This is a genomic window from Streptomyces vulcanius (assembly GCF_042653945.1).
In the GTDB taxonomy this organism is placed as follows: Bacteria; Actinomycetota; Actinomycetes; order Streptomycetales; family Streptomycetaceae; genus Streptomyces; species Streptomyces mangrovi.
This window is the reverse complement of record NZ_JBHSFK010000003.1, coordinates 133,324-150,435: the sequence shown is the minus strand read 5'-3', so window position 1 is coordinate 150,435 and position 17,112 is coordinate 133,324. Positions and strand designations below refer to the sequence as shown.

At 70.0% G+C, this 17,112-nt stretch carries 14 protein-coding genes; 5 read left to right on the top strand and 9 right to left on the bottom strand.

Translation table 11 applies throughout. The annotated features are described in order from the left end of the window. Positions 1–28: 28 nt before the first annotated feature. Positions 29–649, bottom strand: coding sequence for an aa3-type cytochrome oxidase subunit III (gene ctaE, locus ACFPIH_RS05415; RefSeq protein WP_381175497.1), 621 nt, complete (start codon positions 647–649; stop codon positions 29–31). A 146-nt stretch (positions 650–795) separates the two neighbouring features. Between ctaE and ACFPIH_RS05410 the strand changes: the two genes are divergently transcribed. Further along, a complete protein-coding gene (locus ACFPIH_RS05410; RefSeq protein WP_381175499.1) occupies positions 796–1,197 on the top strand; it encodes a response regulator in 402 nt (133 codons plus the stop codon). Between the two features lie 87 nt (positions 1,198–1,284). Here ACFPIH_RS05410 and ACFPIH_RS05405 read toward each other — a convergent pair whose 3' ends face one another. The 4 genes from ACFPIH_RS05405 to ctaC form a co-directional block, all read right to left on the bottom strand. Then, positions 1,285–2,544, bottom strand: a complete 1,260-nt coding sequence (locus ACFPIH_RS05405; RefSeq protein ID WP_381175501.1) for a L,D-transpeptidase — start codon at positions 2,542–2,544, stop codon at positions 1,285–1,287. A 130-nt stretch (positions 2,545–2,674) separates the two neighbouring features. Then, on the bottom strand, positions 2,675–3,073 hold the full coding sequence (locus tag ACFPIH_RS05400) for a cytochrome c oxidase subunit 4 (RefSeq protein WP_381175503.1): 399 nt from the start codon (positions 3,071–3,073) through the stop codon (positions 2,675–2,677). Continuing rightward, positions 3,070–4,806 (bottom strand): aa3-type cytochrome oxidase subunit I, encoded by a 1,737-nt coding sequence (ctaD, locus tag ACFPIH_RS05395; protein WP_381175505.1) that lies wholly within the window; start codon positions 4,804–4,806, stop codon positions 3,070–3,072. The genes ACFPIH_RS05400 and ctaD overlap by 4 nt, the downstream gene beginning before the upstream one ends. Further along, positions 4,803–5,762, bottom strand: coding sequence for an aa3-type cytochrome oxidase subunit II (gene ctaC, locus ACFPIH_RS05390; RefSeq protein ID WP_381175507.1), 960 nt, complete (start codon positions 5,760–5,762; stop codon positions 4,803–4,805). The genes ctaD and ctaC overlap by 4 nt, the downstream gene beginning before the upstream one ends. 286 nt (positions 5,763–6,048) lie before the next feature. Between ctaC and ACFPIH_RS05385 the strand changes: the two genes are divergently transcribed. Next, entirely contained in the window at positions 6,049–7,401 is a 1,353-nt protein-coding gene (locus ACFPIH_RS05385) for a cysteine desulfurase/sulfurtransferase TusA family protein (RefSeq protein WP_381175509.1), read from the top strand. On the opposite strand, the gene ACFPIH_RS05380 is transcribed toward ACFPIH_RS05385, so the two are convergent. Further along, complete coding sequence (locus ACFPIH_RS05380) at positions 7,402–8,376, bottom strand: carbohydrate kinase family protein (protein WP_381175512.1); 975 nt, start codon at positions 8,374–8,376, stop codon at positions 7,402–7,404. It lies immediately after the preceding gene. Positions 8,377–8,506: 130 nt separating this feature from the next. On the opposite strand from ACFPIH_RS05380, the gene ACFPIH_RS05375 reads away from it, so the two are divergent. Together ACFPIH_RS05375 and ACFPIH_RS05370 are read left to right on the top strand one after the other, a co-directional pair. Further along, on the top strand, positions 8,507–8,716 hold the full coding sequence (locus ACFPIH_RS05375; protein ID WP_381175514.1) for a hypothetical protein: 210 nt from the start codon (positions 8,507–8,509) through the stop codon (positions 8,714–8,716). Positions 8,717–8,895: 179 nt separating this feature from the next. Beyond that, positions 8,896–10,671, top strand: a complete 1,776-nt coding sequence (locus tag ACFPIH_RS05370; protein WP_381175516.1) for a hypothetical protein — start codon at positions 8,896–8,898, stop codon at positions 10,669–10,671. Between the two features lie 69 nt (positions 10,672–10,740). Here ACFPIH_RS05370 and ACFPIH_RS05365 read toward each other — a convergent pair whose 3' ends face one another. Then, on the bottom strand, positions 10,741–11,097 hold the full coding sequence (locus tag ACFPIH_RS05365) for an iron-sulfur cluster assembly accessory protein (protein ID WP_030582488.1): 357 nt from the start codon (positions 11,095–11,097) through the stop codon (positions 10,741–10,743). Between the two features lie 254 nt (positions 11,098–11,351). Here ACFPIH_RS05365 and nadA point away from each other — a divergent pair, with 254 nt between their 5' ends. Beyond that, on the top strand, positions 11,352–12,536 hold the full coding sequence (gene nadA / locus ACFPIH_RS05360) for a quinolinate synthase NadA (protein WP_381175519.1): 1,185 nt from the start codon (positions 11,352–11,354) through the stop codon (positions 12,534–12,536). Positions 12,537–12,546: 10 nt separating this feature from the next. Here nadA and ACFPIH_RS05355 read toward each other — a convergent pair whose 3' ends face one another. Continuing rightward, the gene (locus ACFPIH_RS05355) at positions 12,547–14,742 is read right to left on the bottom strand and encodes a protein kinase domain-containing protein (RefSeq protein ID WP_381175521.1); all 2,196 of its coding nucleotides are present in this window, start codon (positions 14,740–14,742) and stop codon (positions 12,547–12,549) included. An 82-nt stretch (positions 14,743–14,824) separates the two neighbouring features. Further along, entirely contained in the window at positions 14,825–17,035 is a 2,211-nt protein-coding gene (locus tag ACFPIH_RS05350; protein ID WP_381175523.1) for a protein kinase domain-containing protein, read from the bottom strand. Between the last annotated feature and the right edge of the window lie 77 nt (positions 17,036–17,112).

Below are 17,112 nucleotides of genomic sequence, written 5' to 3'. Positions count from 1 at the left end.
GCTTCTGGGGCGCGTGGAGCGGGCCCAGCTACTTGATCATGTAGATCGTGGCGAAGAGACCGATCCAGACGACGTCGACGAAGTGCCAGTAGTAGGACACGACGATCGCCGCGGTCGCCTGCTCGTGGGTGAACCTCTTCGCCGCGTAGGTGCGGCCGAGGACGAACAGGAAGGCGATGAGGCCGCCCGTCACGTGCATGCCGTGGAAGCCGGTGGTCAGGTAGAAGACCGAGCCGTACGGGTCCGAGGAGAGCGAGAGCCCGTCCTTCTTCACCAGCTCGGTGTACTCGAAGATCTGACCGCCGATGAAGATCGCACCCATGATGAAGGTGATGATGAACCAGCCCCGGAGCTTCTTCACGTCACCCCGCTCGGCGGCGAACACGCCGAGCTGGCAGGTGAGGGAGGAGAGCACCAGGATCGTGGTGTTGGTGGCCGAGAACGGGAAGTTCAGGGACTCGGCCATCTCCTTCCAGTGATCGGGACCCGTCACCGATCGCAGGGTGAAGTACATCGCGAAGAGGGCCGCGAAGAACATCAGCTCGGAGCTCAGCCAGATGATGGTTCCGACGCTGGTGAGGTTCGGCCGATTGACCGACGGGTGCGCGTGCCCGGTATCTACTGTCGTTGCTGTCGCCACGACCGACATTATGTCGGTCGCTTATCCCGCCCTCACTCCCGGGGGTGCCGTTCGGGGTGTCTATGCCATCCGTACCGGTGTTGACGTGGTGTTGAACGGAGTAACATCCGGCTCACAGGGCCTGTCCGTACGACGCTGACGTCTTCGGAGGAACAATGCAGCCGACCGCCACGGTGCTGGTCTACAGCGACGACTCCAACACCCGCTCGCAGGTGCGGTTGGCCTCCGGCCGACGGCCCGCTCCCGATGTTCCGCCTGTCGAGTTCATCGAGTGCGCCACTGCCGCGGCGGTGCTCACGGAGCTGGACCGGGGCGGGATCGACGTGTGTGTGTTCGACGGGGAGTCCACGCCCATGGGGGGCATGGGGTTGTGCCGGCAGGTCAAGGACGAGGTGTTCCGGTGTCCGCCGGTGCTGGTTCTCATCGGGCGGCCGCAGGATGCGTGGCTGGCCACGTGGTCTCGGGCCGAGGCGGCGGTGACCTTGCCGGTCGAGCCTGTGGAGTTCGCCGGCGCGCTGGCTTCCCTGTTGCGGCAGAAGAACCTTCAGAGCGCCTAGCGGGGTGGGGCGTGGGGGTCTCAGCGCGAGTGCGGGCCGTCGTGGGCTTGTCGCGCGGTTCCCCGCGCCCCTAGAAGACAAAGAACGTCACGCCGGCCTCGGCTGGAGGGTTGACGTGTCCTCCTGGATCTTCTGCTTGCCGGTGGTCAGGGCGCTGCCCTGCTTCCACTTGGGCCAGTCGAGGTTCCAGTCGCCGAAGCCGTTGCCGAAGGGTTCCATCGTGTGGCCGGCGCTGTTGACGACCTGGACGACGTCGCCGGGGCGGAACGTGTCGAAGAACCACTCGGCGTTGGACGTGCTCATGCCGGTGCAGCCGTGGCTGACGTTCGCGGAGCCCTGGGAGCCCACGGACCAGGGGGCGGCGTGGACGTACTCGCCGCTCCAGGTGACCCGGGTGGCGTAGTAGACGTCGAGGTCGTAGGACTCGGCCGATCCTTCGGCGATGCCCACCGTGGTGCCGCGCATGCGTACGAGGTACTCCTTGCCCAGGACCACCTTGACGCCGTTGCGGGTGTCGAAGCCGGGCTTGCCGGTGGTGACGGGGATGGTGTTGATCACCGCGTCGTTCTTGTAGACCGTCATGGAGTGGGTCGCGGCGTTCGTGACGGCGATGACGCGGTCGCCGATGGACAGTCTGAGGTCCTTGGACTTCGCGCCCCAGAGACGGTCGCCGATCTTTATGCCGTCCAGGTTGCTGTGGGCGCGGACGGTGGCCTGGGCGGGCCAGTAGTCCTTGGGGCGGTAGTGGAGTTCCTTGTCGTCCACCCAGTGCCAGGCGCCCGCCACGAAGGGCGTGGAGTCGACCTTCAGGGACCGTTCGACGACGGCCCGCTGGACGGGGTCCTTGACGGGCTCGCTGAGCTTGGCGGTGACGGGCTGGCCGACGCCGTACTTGCCCGCGTCGGGGCCGAACTCGACCGTCAGCCGCTTCGGGGCGGTGGGCTTGCCGGTGTGGAAGGTGAGGACCCGGCGGCCGGGGGCGCCGCTGTCGTCCTCGGTGCTCACGCGGACCGTGTAGTGGGCGTCTGCGGCCAGTGGCTCGGTGCTGTGCCAGCGGCTGCCGTCGGCGGAGAGTTCGCCGGCCACGTAGCGGCCCGAGGCGTCCACGGCGGTGACGTCCGTGATGGGCTCGTCGGAGTCCTCCGCGACGACCTCCAGGGGCTTGTCGGGGTCGGCCTTCTTGCCGTCGCCCGTGGGGCCGTTGAAGGAGATCTGGTCGCTCGCGTCGTAGGGGCGCTCGGCGAGGGGGTTGCCGTCGGAGCCGCAGGCGGTGACAGCGCCCGCGCCGACGGTGATCACCAGCAGGGTGCAGCTGACGACAGTGCGAGGGCGTGGTGTGGGGCTCATGGCTTCACGCTAGGGAGCCGCGTCAACCACGGCGCGCTGGGCGCCTCGGATGGAGGACAGGGATTACGGCAAACGAAGGAACCCGGACCCTCCGTGCGGAGTGTCCGGGTTCCCCGGTGTGCCGTGTGTGCTACTGGGTGCGGTTCTCACCGTGGTAGTACTCGAAGACCCAGCCCCACAGGCCGATCAGGATCAGCGGCACCGAGAAGTACAGCAGCCACCAGCCGACCGCGACGCCCAGGAAGGCCAGGGCACCTCCGGTGGCGAGGGAGAGCGGCTGCCAGCTGTGCGGGCTGAAGAACCCGATCTCGCCGGCGTCGTCGGCGACGTCGGCCTCCTTGTTGTCCTGGGCACCCGCGTCGACCCGCCGGGCGGTGAAGCCCAGGTAGAAGCCGATCATGATGCACAGGCCGAAGGCCAGGAAGAGGGCCGTGGTACCGGCCGGCTCCTTCGACCACACGCCATAGACGACCGCCATGGCGAGGACGAAGACGCTCAGCCACATGAACATCTTGCCCTGGATCTTCACTTGCCGGCCTCCTTGCTGCCCGCGATGGCGCTGGCACCGTGGCCGCTGTGCTCAAGCTGCTCGAGCGCGGCGATCTCGGGGTGGTGCAGGTCGAACGCCGGCGATTCGCTGCGGATCCGCGGCAGGGTGAGGAAGTTGTGCCGCGGCGGCGGGCAGGAGGTCGCCCATTCGAGCGAACGGCCGTAGCCCCACGGGTCGTCGACCTCCACCGGCTTGCCGTACTTGGCCGTCTTCCACACGTTGTAGAAGAACGGCAGGATCGACAGACCGAGGACGAACGAGCTGATCGTCGAGATCGTGTTCAGGGCGGTGAAGCCGTCCGCCGCCAGGTAGTCGGCGTAACGACGCGGCATGCCCTCGGCACCGAGCCAGTGCTGGACCAGGAACGTGCCGTGGAAGCCGATGAACAGCGTCCAGAAGGTGATCTTGCCGAGGCGCTCGTCGAGCATCTTGCCGGTCATCTTCGGCCACCAGTAGTGGAAGCCGGCGAACATCGCGAAGACGACCGTGCCGAAGACCACGTAGTGGAAGTGCGCCACCACGAAGTACGAGTCGGAGACGTGGAAGTCCATCGGCGGCGAGGCCAGGATGACGCCGGTCAGACCACCGAAGGTGAAGGTGATGAGGAAGCCCGTCGCCCACAGCATCGGGGTCTCGAAACTCAGTGACCCCTTCCACATCGTGCCGATCCAGTTGAAGAACTTCACACCGGTCGGGACGGCGATGAGGAACGTCATGAAGGAGAAGAACGGCAGGAGCACACCGCCCGTGACGTACATGTGGTGCGCCCACACCGTCACGGAGAGGCCGGCGATGGCGATCGTCGCGGCGATCAGGCCCATGTAGCCGAACATCGGCTTGCGGGAGAAGACCGGGATGATCTCACTGATGATGCCGAAGAACGGCAGGGCGATGATGTACACCTCTGGGTGGCCGAAGAACCAGAAGAGGTGTTGCCACAGCAAGGCCCCGCCGTTTGCCGCGTCGAAGACGTGTGCCCCGAATTTTCGGTCCGCCTCCAGGGCGAACAGGGCCGCCGCGAGGACGGGGAAGGCGAGCAGGACCAGGACGGCGGTCAGCAGCACGTTCCACACGAAGATCGGCATGCGGAACATGGTCATGCCCGGCGCGCGCATGCAGATGATGGTGGTGATGAAGTTGACCGCGCCGAGGATGGTGCCGAAGCCGGAGAAGGCCAGACCCATGATCCACAGGTCGGCGCCGATACCCGGGGAGCGGACCGCGTCCGACAGCGGGCTGTAGGCGAACCAGCCGAAGTCGGCCGCGCCCGACGGGGTGAGGAAGCCGCCGACGGCGATCGTCGAGCCGAACAGGTACAGCCAGTAGGCGAACATGTTCAGGCGGGGGAAGGCGACGTCCGGGGCACCGATCTGGAGCGGCATGATCCAGTTGGTGAAGCCGGCGAACAGCGGCGTCGCGAACATCAGCAGCATGATCGTGCCGTGCATCGTGAACGCCTGGTTGAACTGCTCGTTCGACATGATCTGCAGACCCGGACGGGCCAGCTCGGCGCGCATGAAGAGCGCCATCACGCCGCCGATGCAGAAGAACGCGAACGACGTGACCAGGTACAAGGTACCGATGGTCTTGTGGTCGGTGGTGGTCAGCCACTTGATCACGACATTGCCGGGCTGCTTGCGCCGGACCGGCAGCTCATTCTCGTAGGGAGCTTCAGCTGCCGCGGCACCCTGGGGTTCGTTGAGGATGCTCACAGGTTGTTCGTCTCCCGGTTCTTCTCATGGGCGGTCTGCTCGATGCCCGCGGGAACGTAACCGGTCTGCCCCTTCTTGGCGAGGTCCTTGAGGTGCTGCTCGTACCGCTCGGGGGAGACGACCTTCACGTTGAACAGCATCCGGGAATGGTCGACGCCGCAGAGCTCGGCGCACTTGCCCAGGAAGGTGCCCTCCTTGTTGGGGGTCACCTGGAAGGAGTTGGTGTGCCCCGGGATGACGTCCATCTTCATCAGGAACGGCACCACCCAGAAGGAGTGGATGACGTCACGCGAGGTGAGGACGAAACGGACCGTCTTGCCCTCGGGGAGCCAGAGGGTCGGACCCGGGTTGTTGGTCTGCGGGTTCCGCTCGTTGGGGACACCGCAGGTGTACACGCCGCCGGCGTCGGCCGGGAAGTCCTTCTTGAACCGGTCCGGGATCGCGGCCAGGTTCTCATCGGTCTTCGCGTCGCCGGTGGAACCGTCGACGCTCTCGATGTAGTTGAAGCACCAGCTCCACTGGAAGCCGACCACGTTGACCGTGACGTCCGGCTTCTTGTCGAGGCTCAGGAGCTTCGTCTCGTCACGGGCGGTGAAGTAGAACAGCACCGAGACGATGATGATCGGAACAACCGTGTACAGCGCCTCGATGGGCATGTTGTACCGGGTCTGTGGAGGAACTTCGACCTTCGTGCGACTGCGCCGGTGGAAGAAAGCACTCCACAGGATCAGGCCCCACACCAGCACGCCGGTGGCCAGCGCGGCTGCCCAGGAGCCCTGCCACAGGGAGAGGATCCGCGGAGCCTCTTCCGTGGTCGGGGTGGGCATGCCAAGGCGGGGGAAGTCCTTGTATGTGCAACCGGTGGCGGTCGCCAGGACCAGGCCCGCGGTCATTGCCTGCAGCAGCTTCCGCCGCATCGGGCGCCGCGGCGAGCGGTCGGAGCCGTTGGGACTCACGTAGCGCCTTCCCGAGAGTCTCGCCCGCGCGGGTCGGCTGCGGCCTGGCCTTCTCGCTGGTCGGTCGCCGCCCTGCGTCGGGCAGGGGTTTGGATGTTTATGCGGACCAAACCCTAGCCGACGCCCTCCGGGGGGTTGCGGGGAGGGTGGCATACGCGCGCGCGGTCACCCGAAAGCGCCCAGTAGCTCGGGGGGTGCGGTTTGTGTGGCGAGTTCAGGTGCGTTGCGGCTTGTCGCGCGGTTCCCCGCGCCCCGTCGAAAGGCAGCCGCGTTTTAACGTTGCTGTGTGTCCTACTTTGATGCCGCCTCAGCCGCTCCCCTGCACCCCGTCGCCCGTCAGGCGTTGTCGGCAGCCCTAGACGACGGGTGGGCGGATCCCGGACGGTTGTATCGGGAAGGGCGGCGGGCTCGGATGCTGTTGGACGCGGCGCGGGAAGCCGCTGCCGAGGCCGTCGGGTGCCGGGCGGACGAGCTGGTCTTCACGTCTTCCGGCGCGCGGGCCGTTCAGACAGGCATCGCAGGGGTGTTGGCGGCGCGTCGGCGGGTCGGACGTCACCTGATCGTGTCCGCTGTCGAACATTCCTCTGTGCTCCGTTCGGCCGAGGTCCACGAGGGCGACGGCGGGACGGTGACACGGGTGGGTGTCGACCGGACGGGGGCGGTGGACGCCCAGGCGTATGCGGGGGCCCTGCGGCCGGACACCGCGCTCGCGGTGCTGCAGTCGGCGAATCACGAGGTGGGGACCGTGCAGCCGGTGGTGGAGGTGGCCGAGGTGTGCCGGGGGGCGGGGGTGCCGTTGCTGGTGGATGCGGCGCAGTCGGTGGGGTGGGGGCCGGTGGAAGGGGGCTGGTCCGTGTTGACGGGGAGTGCGCGCAAGTGGGGCGGGCCGACGGGGGTCGGGCTGCTCGTGGTGCGCAAGGGGGTGCGGTTCGCGGCGCGGGAGAAGGAGGAGTTCGGCGGTCTGCCGGCGATCGTGGCCGCCGCCGCGTCCCTGCGGGCCGTGCGGGCCGAGGCGGACCGGGAGGCCGTACGGCTGCGGGAACTGACGGAGCGGATCCGGGTACGGGTGCCCGCACTGGTGCCGGACGTGGAGGTGGTGGGGGATCCGGTACGGCGGCTGCCGGGGATCGTCACCTTCTCCTGTCTGTACGTCGACGGGGAGGCGCTGCTCCACGGGCTGGACCAGGAGGGGTTCTCGGTGTCGTCCGGGTCGTCCTGCACCAGCGACACGCTGACGCCGAGCCATGTGCTCAAGGCGATGGGAGTGCTCAGCGAGGGGAACGTACGGGTGTCGTTGCCGCTGGGGGCCACCGAGGAGGACGTGGAACGGTTTCTGGCCGTTCTGCCGGGGGTGGTGGCCGGGGTGCGCGAGAAGCTGGGGGCACCCGTCGCCCCTGTGACCCTCGTGCGGGACGACGTCCTCGTGGTCGACGCCCTCGGCAGGCGGTGCCCGATTCCCGTCATCGAGCTGGCCAAGGTCATCGGGGACGTGCCGGTGGGCGGCACGGTACGGGTGCTGTCCGACGACGAGGCGGCCCGGCTCGACATTCCCGCGTGGTGCGAGATGCGGGGGCAGGAGTACGTCGGTGAGGAGCCGGCGGACCACGGCTCGGCCTATGTGGTCCGCCGGGTCTCCTGACTAGTTCAGGTGCTTCTTGACCTCGGCGGCGGCCTCGTCGCCGTACGCCTTGGTGAACCGGTCCATGAAGTGGGCGCGGCGCAGCTGGTACTCCTGGGTGCCGACCGTCTCGATGACCAGGGTGGCGAGCATGCAGCCGACCTGGGCGGCGCGCTCCAGGGAGACGCCCCAGACCAGACCGGAGAGGAACCCGGCGCGGAAGGCGTCGCCGACGCCGGTGGGGTCGGCCTTGCGCTCCTCGTCCGGGCAGCCGACCTCGATCGGGTCCTCGCCGACCCGCTCGATCCGGACACCGCGCGCGCCGAGGGTGGTGACGCGATGGCCGACCCTGGCCAGGATCTCGGCGTCCGACCAGCCGGTCTTCGACTCGATCAGGCCCTTCTCGTACTCGTTCGAGAAGAGGTACGCCGCGCCCTCCAGCAGTATCCGGATCTCGTCGCCCGGCATCCGGGCGATCTGCTGGGAGAAGTCGGCGGCGAACGGGATCGAGCGGGAGCGGCACTCCTCCGTGTGGCGGAGCATGCCCTCCGGGTCGTCGGCGCCGATCAGCACCAGGTCGAGGCCGTCGACGCGGTCCGCGACCGTCTTCAGTTCGATGAGGCGGGCCTCGCTCATCGCGCCGGTGTAGAAGGAGCCGATCTGGTTGTGGTCGGCGTCCGTGGTGCACACGAAGCGGGCGGTGTGCAGGGTCTCGGAGATGCGGACCGACTCGGTGTCGACGCCGTGCCGCTCCAGCCAGGACCGGTACTCGTCGAAGTCGAAGCCCGCGGCACCCACCAGGATCGGCCTGGTGCCGAGCTGTCCCATGCCGAAGGCGATGTTCGCGCCCACCCCGCCCCGGCGGACGTCCAGGTTGTCGACCAGGAAGGAGAGCGAGACCGTGTGGAGCTGGTCCGCGACGAGCTGGTCCGCGAAGCGGCCGGGGAACGTCATGAGGTGGTCGGTTGCGATGGAGCCGGTGACTGCGATGCGCACGGCGTGGACTCTCCTGAGGGGAGGGGGATTGACAGTTCACGCTACCGGGTCGGCCGCCGCCACTGAAGCCGACAAAACTACCCGATAGTAGATCTTTCTTCGCGAGGTCGAGCGTGCCTACGGTTCGACCATGATGAACCTTGAGTTCCGCTCCCCCGCTCCGGCCGACGGCGAAGGCGACCTCGCGTCGCTGCGCGGTGACTGCGCGCTGATGGCTCCGCACTGGGCGGCCCCGGAGAAGATCGCTTCCCACCCGGTCTCCCCGTCACTCATCCACGGCGTCACCGTCCCGGCACGCTCGGCCCGGCTGCTGGAGGCCATGCCGGACTACGGCAACTAGGACCGGCTTCGGGCCGGTCACATAGCCGGTCGCGTGGCCGGTCGCGTGGCCGGTCGCGTGGCCGGTCGGGCAACCGGTCGCGTAACAGGGGAACCGTGCGCTCCCCCGCTGCGTCCCATCGCCGTCCCCCGTAAAGGGGATGTGAGGTACGACAGCAGGGCAGCCGAAGGAGCGATGCGGTGAAGACCGAGCGACCCGAGAACGACGACGCCGCGCACGAGCCGGAGGAATCGGGTTCCGAGCAGGCGGCGCCGGAGAAGGCGGTGCCGGAAGACGCCGTGGCGCGGGAGGCGACGGCTGCGGCCGAGGAAGCGGAAGAGGCGGCAGAGGCGGCAGAGGCGGGTGACGCTGCGGCCGAGGCGGCCGAGACCGACGCCGAGGACGCCCGTGCCGTGCCCGCCGCCGAAGAACCCGCCGCCCCCGAAGAGCCCGTCGCGACGGAAGAGCCCGTCGCACCGGAAGAGCCCGTCGTGGGTGCCTCCGCCGCCGGTGCGGAGCCCCCCGCCGGGGCCGGGGGCGCCGAGGAAGGGCACCCCGCCGGTCGGCGGCGGCGTTCGCCCGTGCTCGTCGCCTCCGTCGCGGCCGCCGTGCTGCTGGTGGGCGGCGGTGGGGCGTATCTCAGCGCGCAGGCGACCAGTGGGTCGGGGTCCGGGTCGGGGGCCGGGGTGCCCTCCGACGGCGGCGGTACGCCCGACCCGCTCGCCCTGGACGACATCGGCACCGGGGACGGCGGCAACGGCATCGCGCCCGGTGAGCCCGACCCGAACGGTGTGACGTACAAGGCCGCCGGCACGCTTCCCGACGGCCCGGACTCCGCGCCCGTGTACTGGGCGAAGGGCGAGGTCACCAAGGACGAGGTGGCCGGGCTCGCGAAGGCGCTCGGGGTCGAAGGCACACCGGCGCTCGACGGCCGGATCTGGAAGGTCGGCTCGGGGAACGACGGCTCGGGGCCGGTGCTGCGCGTCAACGGTACGGCGCCGGGCATGTGGACGTTCTCCCGGTACGCGCCCGGCTCCGACGACTGCTCGGGCGGCCTCACCAAGTGCACGAAGGACCCCGCGTCCCCGGCCGGCGACCCGGTGAGCGAGGCGGCCGCGAAGCAGGCGGCGGCGCCGGTCCTGAAGGCCGTCGGGCAGGACGACGCCAAGGTGGACGCGAGCCAGGTCATGGGATCCCAGCGGGTGGTGAACGCCGACCCCGAGTTCGCCGGGATGCCCACCTACAGCTGGACGACCGGGATCAGCGTGGGCGCCGACGGCGTGGTCATCGGCGGGAACGGGCAGCTGAAGGCGCCGGCCGAGGGACAGTCGTACCCCCTGCTGAGCGCTCAGGAGGCGCTGGACGCGCTGAACGCGGCGCCCGGGACCGACGACCACCGGATGGGCATCGGCGGCTGTGCCAGCCCGGTGCCGCTGAAGGACCGGCTGGAGAGCCCGTGCGGGTCGTCGTCCACGGGGGCCACCGAGCGGGAGACCGTGACGGTCGAGGACGCGGTGCTCGGGCTCGCCCCGCACACCTCGGGCGGCCGGCAGGTGCTCGTGCCGACCTGGCTGTTCGACGTGAAGGGGACGGAGGCCGCGGACACCTACCGGGTGACGCAGACGGCCGTCGAACCGGCGTATCTGACCTCCGCCACGACGCCGACGCCCGCGCCGACCGCCACCGCCGCCCCCCGGGACGTGAAGGTGGACGACTACACGGCCGAGGGCAATGAGCTGGTCGTGAGCTTCACGGGCGGGGTGTGCGGCGACTACAAGGCGACGGCGGAGGAGACCTCGGACCAGGTGACGGTGACCGTGACCGAGACGCCCTGGCCGGACAAGGTCTGCATCATGATCGCCAAGGAGTACCACCAGACGGTGCGGCTGGACGAGCCGCTGGGCGACCGCAAGGTCGTCGGGTCGGACGGCAAGTCGGTCCCGATGGCGAAGCCGGGCGCACGGCTGCCGCAGTAGCCGGCCGCCCGGAGATGCAAGAAGGCTGCGGTCCCCGTCGGACGGGGACCGCAGCCTTCCTGGTGCGGTTCAGCTGAAGGAGTCGCCGCAGGCGCAGGAGCCCGTCGCGTTCGGGTTGTCGATCGTGAAGCCCTGCTTCTCGATCGTGTCGACGAAGTCGATGGAGGCGCCGCCCAGGTACGGGGCGCTCATCCGGTCGGTGACGACCTTGACCCCGCCGAAGTCCTTGACGACGTCGCCGTCGAGCGAGCGCTCGTCGAAGAAGAGCTGGTAGCGCAGGCCGGAGCAGCCGCCGGGCTGGACGGCGACCCGCAGGGCCAGGTCATCACGGCCTTCCTGGTCGAGCAGGGCCTTGACCTTCGCCGCGGCGGCGTCGGACAGGATGATGCCGTCGGTGACGGTGCTGGTCTCGTCCGATACGGACATCTACATCTCTCCCGGGTTGTACGGAGACTGCTTGCCGACGGTTGCAACCGTCGGGGACGCGGATTCATTCCGGACCCAGCCCTTGTCTTTTCGTTCCCTTCTCATGCTCGCACACGCGGTTGCTACCGGAAAATGCCTCTCCGGTGGCTCGCCGGGATTCATGTCACATCGACGTTATGACCGTCGTCAAAGTGACATGAAGCGAGCTATGATAGATAACGTCAGATCGACGAAAAGTAGAAAGGGTGCGTGACGTGACCACCGCCCAGACCACGGAGCTCGACGTTCAGCCGACTCCGCTCGCCCTGCTGCTGCTCGGCCGTGAGGCCGACCCGAGGAGCGAGCGGGGCGTCGAGTGTCCCGGCGACCTGCCCTCGCCCTCCGACCCGGACCTGGTCGAGCGCGCCCGCGCGGCCAAGGAGAAGCTCGGTGACAAGGTCTTCGTACTCGGCCACCACTACCAGCGCGACGAGGTCATCCAGTTCGCCGATGTCACGGGCGACTCCTTCAAGCTGGCCCGGGACGCGGCGGCCCGCCCGGAAGCCGAGTACATCGTCTTCTGCGGTGTGCACTTCATGGCCGAGTCCGCCGACATCCTGACCTCGGCCGACCAGAAGGTCGTCCTGCCGGACCTCGCCGCCGGCTGCTCGATGGCCGACATGGCGACGGCCGAGCAGGTCGCCGAGTGCTGGGACGTGCTGACCGAGGCCGGTATAGCCGAGCGGGTCGTGCCCGTCTCGTACATGAACTCGTCCGCGGACATCAAGGCGTTCACGGGCAGGCACGGCGGCACGATCTGCACGTCGTCGAATGCCCAGCGGGCCCTGGAGTGGGCCTTCGAGCACGGTGACAAGGTGCTGTTCCTGCCCGACCAGCACCTCGGGCGCAACACGGCCGTACGCGACATGGGCATGTCCCTCGACGACTGTGTGCTCTACAACCCGCACAAGCCGAACGGCGGGCTGACGGCGCAGCAGCTGCGGGACGCGAAGATGATCCTGTGGCGGGGCCACTGCTCGGTGCACGGCCGCTTCTCGCTGGACTCGGTGAACGACGTCCGCGAGCGCATCCCGGGCGTGAACGTGCTGGTGCACCCCGAGTGCCGGCACGAGGTCGTGGAGGCAGCGGACCACGTCGGCTCCACGGAGTACATCATCAAGGCGCTGGAGGCGGCTCCGGCGGGCTCCAAGTGGGCCATCGGCACCGAGCTGAACCTGGTCCGGCGGCTGGCGAACCGTTTCGCTCCCGAGGGCAAGGAGATCGTCTTCCTCGACCGCACGGTCTGCTTCTGCTCGACCATGAACCGTATCGACCTCCCCCACCTGGTCTGGGCCCTGGAGTCGCTGGCCGAGGGCAAGCTGGTCAACCGCATCGAGGTCGACGACGAGACCGAGGCGTTCGCGAAGCTGGCGCTGGAGCGGATGCTGGCGCTGCCGTAGCGTTCCTCGCTCACCCCGACGACACCGTCTCGGCGTCGGGGTGAGCCGGGTCGAGGGAGAAGACCGTGCTGTTGGAGGTCGCCACCACCAGGGCGCCCCGGTTGAGCAGCACGGTGGCCGGCTCGACGCTGATCAGCCCGTCGGAGCGCGGGGCGGACTCCCACAGCAGGGTGCCCTTCGCCGCGTCCAGGGCCGCCACCCGTCCGCTGCCGGTGGCCACGAAAACGGTGCGGCCCTCGCCGTCCGCCGTCAGCCCGCCGGGGCGCTCCAGGGTCGTCCGGCGCTGCCACAGCCGCTTGCCGGTCAGCGGCGAGGTGGCGGTCACCAGTCCGCCGGAAGCGACGAAGTAGAGCGTTCCGTGCGCCAGGGTCGCCGTCCCGCCGTACTTCTGCGCGGACAGGTCCGTCACCTTCTGGTCCCCGGTGCCGGGGTCGAGCCGCACGATCCGCGTGTACGTCACCTCGCCACTGACCTCGATGGCGTCCAGGTCCGCGTCCAGGAAGACCAGCTGCCCGTCGAGCGTGCCGGCGAACGTGGCGTACGACGTCCGTGACCCCAGGCGCCGTACCGTCCCGTCCGCCGGGTCGACGACGAGGAACTCACCGGCGGGATCGGCGCTCTCGTCGTCGCTGACGCACTGCCCGTACGGCCGGCCCTCGATGTCGCGGAACATGCAGTAGCCGGCGGGCAGGGACGCCGTCCAGCGCACCTTGCCGTCCCTGGGCGACCGGGCCGTCAGGGTGCGGTTCTCGCTGTCCGGCAGCAGGACCAGTCCGGCGGAGAGGACCGGCTCGGCCTCCTCGGCGCCCGTCGTGCGGGTCCACAGTTTTCTGCCGGTCGCGCTGTCCAGTGCGGCGATCCGGATCTTCCCCGCGTCGCCGGAGGAGTCGACGGTGACACCACGCACGACCACCACACCGTCGTGGACGCCGAGGATCCAGGACATGTACTGGTCGCCCCGGTCCCCGGCGGGCAGGGTGTCCGCCCGCCAGACGGTCTTGCCGGTCCGGCCGTCGAGGCGCACCGGGTCGACCCCGGCGCCTCCGCAGTAGACGGCGCCCGAGTCCACCGCGCAGGCCGGCAGGCCGAAGTCCGCCGCGTCGGCGAAGTCCAGGGGATTCGCGGTGGTCGCGCGCACCGTCGTCTCCCAGGGCTTCCAGCCTGCGGGGAGGGTCCCCCAGCGGGAGGACGCCGAGGGGCTCGGCGAACCGCCCGCCTCCGCGCTGCCCCGGCCCTTCAGCGGGCCGAACAGGAGGTAGCCGGTGAGCGCGACGGCCATCACGCCGGCCATGCCGGCCAGCACGGGGAGTCCGCGCAGGCGGGGGCCGGGGTCCGCCGGGGCGGGCGGCTGCGGGACCGTTTCCGGCCCTTGCGGCCCTTGCGGCCCTTCCGGTTCCGGTTCGGGCAGGGCCGTGGCGAGGTCCTGGGCCAGTTCGTCGAGGCCGGGGCGGTCGGCGGGCTCCTTGGCCAGACAGCGGGCCAGGACCGGGCGCAGCGGGTCGGCGACCGCGGCCAGGTCCGGCTCCTCGTTCATGACGCGGTACGCCGTCAGATAGGGGCTGTCCGCGTCGAAGGGGCCGCGTCCGGTCGCGGCGAAGACCAGCAGCGCGCCCAGGGAGAAGACGTCCGAGGCGGGGCCGACCGTGCGGGCGTCCTGGAACTGCTCGGGGGACATGAAGGGCGGGGTGCCGATGGCGTGCCCGGTCTCGGTCAGCGTCTGGTTCTCGGCCGCGCGGGAGATGCCGAAGTCGATGACCCGGGGGCCGTCCTCGGCGGTCAGGACGTTCGCCGGTTTCAGGTCGCGGTGGACGACCCCGGCCCGGTGGATGTCCCGCAGGGCCTCCACCAACCCCAGTGCCAGTCGGCGCAGTTGGCCGCCCGTCAGGGGTCCGTCGGCGCGGATCCGGTCGGCGAGGGAGGGTCCGGGTACGTACTGGGTGGCCATCCAGGGCCGTACGGCGTCCGGGTCGGCGTCGACGACCGGGGCGGTGAACGCGCCGCTCACCTTGCGGACGGCCTCGATCTCCTGACGGAAGCGGGTGCGGAAGACGGCGTCCTCGGCGTACTGGGCGTGCACCACCTTGACGGCGACCTCGCGCCCCGAGCGGGAGCGGGCCCGGTAGACGACGCCCATGCCGCCGGCTCCCAGACGGCCGACGATCCGGTACCCGCCGAGCGACCTCGGATCGTCCTTGTTCAGCGCCACCGCCCCAACCCCCTTTGTTCGCAGAGCAGTTCGAGTGCTCAGCATAGGAAGAACCCTGGGCGGAAAGGGTGTCGGTCCGGGCTCAGCCCGATACCGGTGTCCGGTCGGGGTGGGCCGGGTCGAGGGTGAAGACCGTGCCGTCGGGAGTGGCCACCACCAGCGCGCCCTCGTCGAGGAGCACGTCGGGCAGGTTCCCGCTGCCCAGGATCTCGGCGCGCGCGGACGACTCCCACAGCAGGGTGCCCTTCGCCGCGTCCAGGGCCGCCACCCGTCCGCTCCCGGTGGCCAGGTACACCGTGCGCCCGCTGTCGTCCACGGTGACGTCGCCCGGTGACTCCAGGGTGGTGCGGCTCTCCCAGACACGGTTGCCGGTGCGGGGCGAGACGGCGGTCACCTGGCCGCTGGAGGTGGAGAACCAGAGCGTGCCGTGCTCCAGCACCACGAGTCCCCGGTACGTCCCGCCCAGCTTGGTCACCTCGCGCCTGCCGCTCTCGGGGTCGACGCGCACGATACGGGTGTACGCCAGGTCGCCGCTGTTCGAGATCACGTCGACGTCGGACTCCACGAAGACCAGCATCCCGTCGGCGGTGCCCGTGAAGCCGGCGCTGGCCGCGGGTGAGTCCAGGCGGCGCACGGACCCGTCGTCGGGGTCGATGACGAGGAATTGCGTCGCGTCGGAGTCCTCCTTCTCGGTGACGCACTCGACGTACGGGCGGTCCCCCACGGAGAGCAGCGAGCAGAGATACCCGGCGGGCAGGGGGATCTTCCAGCGTTCCGCGCCGTCGCGCGCCGAGCGGGCGGTCACCGACCGGCCGTCGCCCTCCTGGAGCAGGACCAGTCCGGCGGCGTAGACCGATCCATAGCTGTCGTTGCTCACTGTGCGGGACCAGATCCTGGTGCCGCTGTCACTGTCGAGGGCGACGACGTACTGCTCCTGCGTCTGGCCGGACTCCTCGCTGATGAGCATCTGCACGAGGACCACGCCCTCGTGCACGCCGAGGACCGAGGAGACGTACCGGTCGACCGGGGTGTCGGCGGGCGCGAGGTCGGTACGCCACAGGGTGCGGCCGGTGGCGCCGTCGATACGTTCCGGAAGGAGTGCGCTGCCGCCGCAGTAGACGGCGCCCCGGTCCGTGGTGCAGAACGGCGACCGGTCGAACTCCGCGTCCGGGGCCTTCCGTTCACCGCGCTCGGCGTCCTCGGCCACGGTCGTCTGCCAGGGCTTCCAGCCGGCCGGGAGGCTCCCCCAGCGGGAGGCGGCGGACCCCGTGGGGCTCGCCTGCGCGGTGCCGTCGGTGTCCGGCGGGCCGAGCACGAGGTAGCCGGTGAGGGCCACGGCCATGACGCCGGCCGCGCCGGCCAGCACCGGCAGCCGGCGCCACCGGGGGCGGCGGCCGGTGGACGGGGCGGTGCCGGCGAAGGCCGGGTCCCCGGCGCGTGGGTGGGGCAGGCGCAGCGACACCGTGTCGTCGTCGCCGGGCGACGGCTCCGGCAGGACCTCGGCGAACTCCTCGGCCAGCGCGTCGAGTCCGGGCCGGTCGGCGGCCTCCTTGGCCAGACAGCGGCCCACGACCGAGCGCAGCGGCTCGGGCACCGCGTCCAGCACCGGTTCCTCGTTCATGACGCGGTACGCCGTCACATAGGGGCTGTCCGCGTCGAAGGGGCCGCGTCCGGTCACGGCGAACGCCAGCAGCGCGCCGAGGGAGAAGACGTCCGAGGCCGGTCCCGCGGAACGGGCGTCCGTGAGCTGCTCGGGGGACATGAACGGCGGGGTGCCGATCATGTGGCCGGGCTCGGTGAGGGTCTGGTTGTCGGTCGCGCGGGAGATGCCGAAGTCGATGACGCGGGGGCCGTCCTCGGCCATGAGGACGTTGCCGGGCTTGAGGTCGCGGTGGACGACCCCGGCCCGGTGGATGTCCTGGAGGGCCTCCACCAGCCCGAGGGCGAGGTGGCGCAGCTCCACGCCGCGCAGCGGGCCGTCGGCGCGGATCCGGGCGGCCAGTGAGAGGCCGGGCACGTACTGGGTGGCCATCCAGGGCCGCGGGGCCTCCGCGTCGGTGTCCACCACCGGGGCGGTGAAGGCGCCGCTCACCTTGCGGACGGCCTCGATCTCCTGGCGGAAGCGGGCACGGAAGACGCCGTCCTCGGCGTACTGGGCGTGCACGACCTTCAGCGCGACCTCCCGGCCCGAGCGGGAGCGGGCGCGGTAGACCACGCCCATACCGCCGGCCCCGAGCCGGTCCACGATCCGGTACCCGCCGAGCGTCTTCGGGTCGTCCTTGTGCAGAGGCACCGCTCCGGTTCCCTTCCCCGGCAGAGCAGTTCGGTGGCTCAGCATAGGGAACCGGGCCCGGAGAAGAGCGTCGGCGC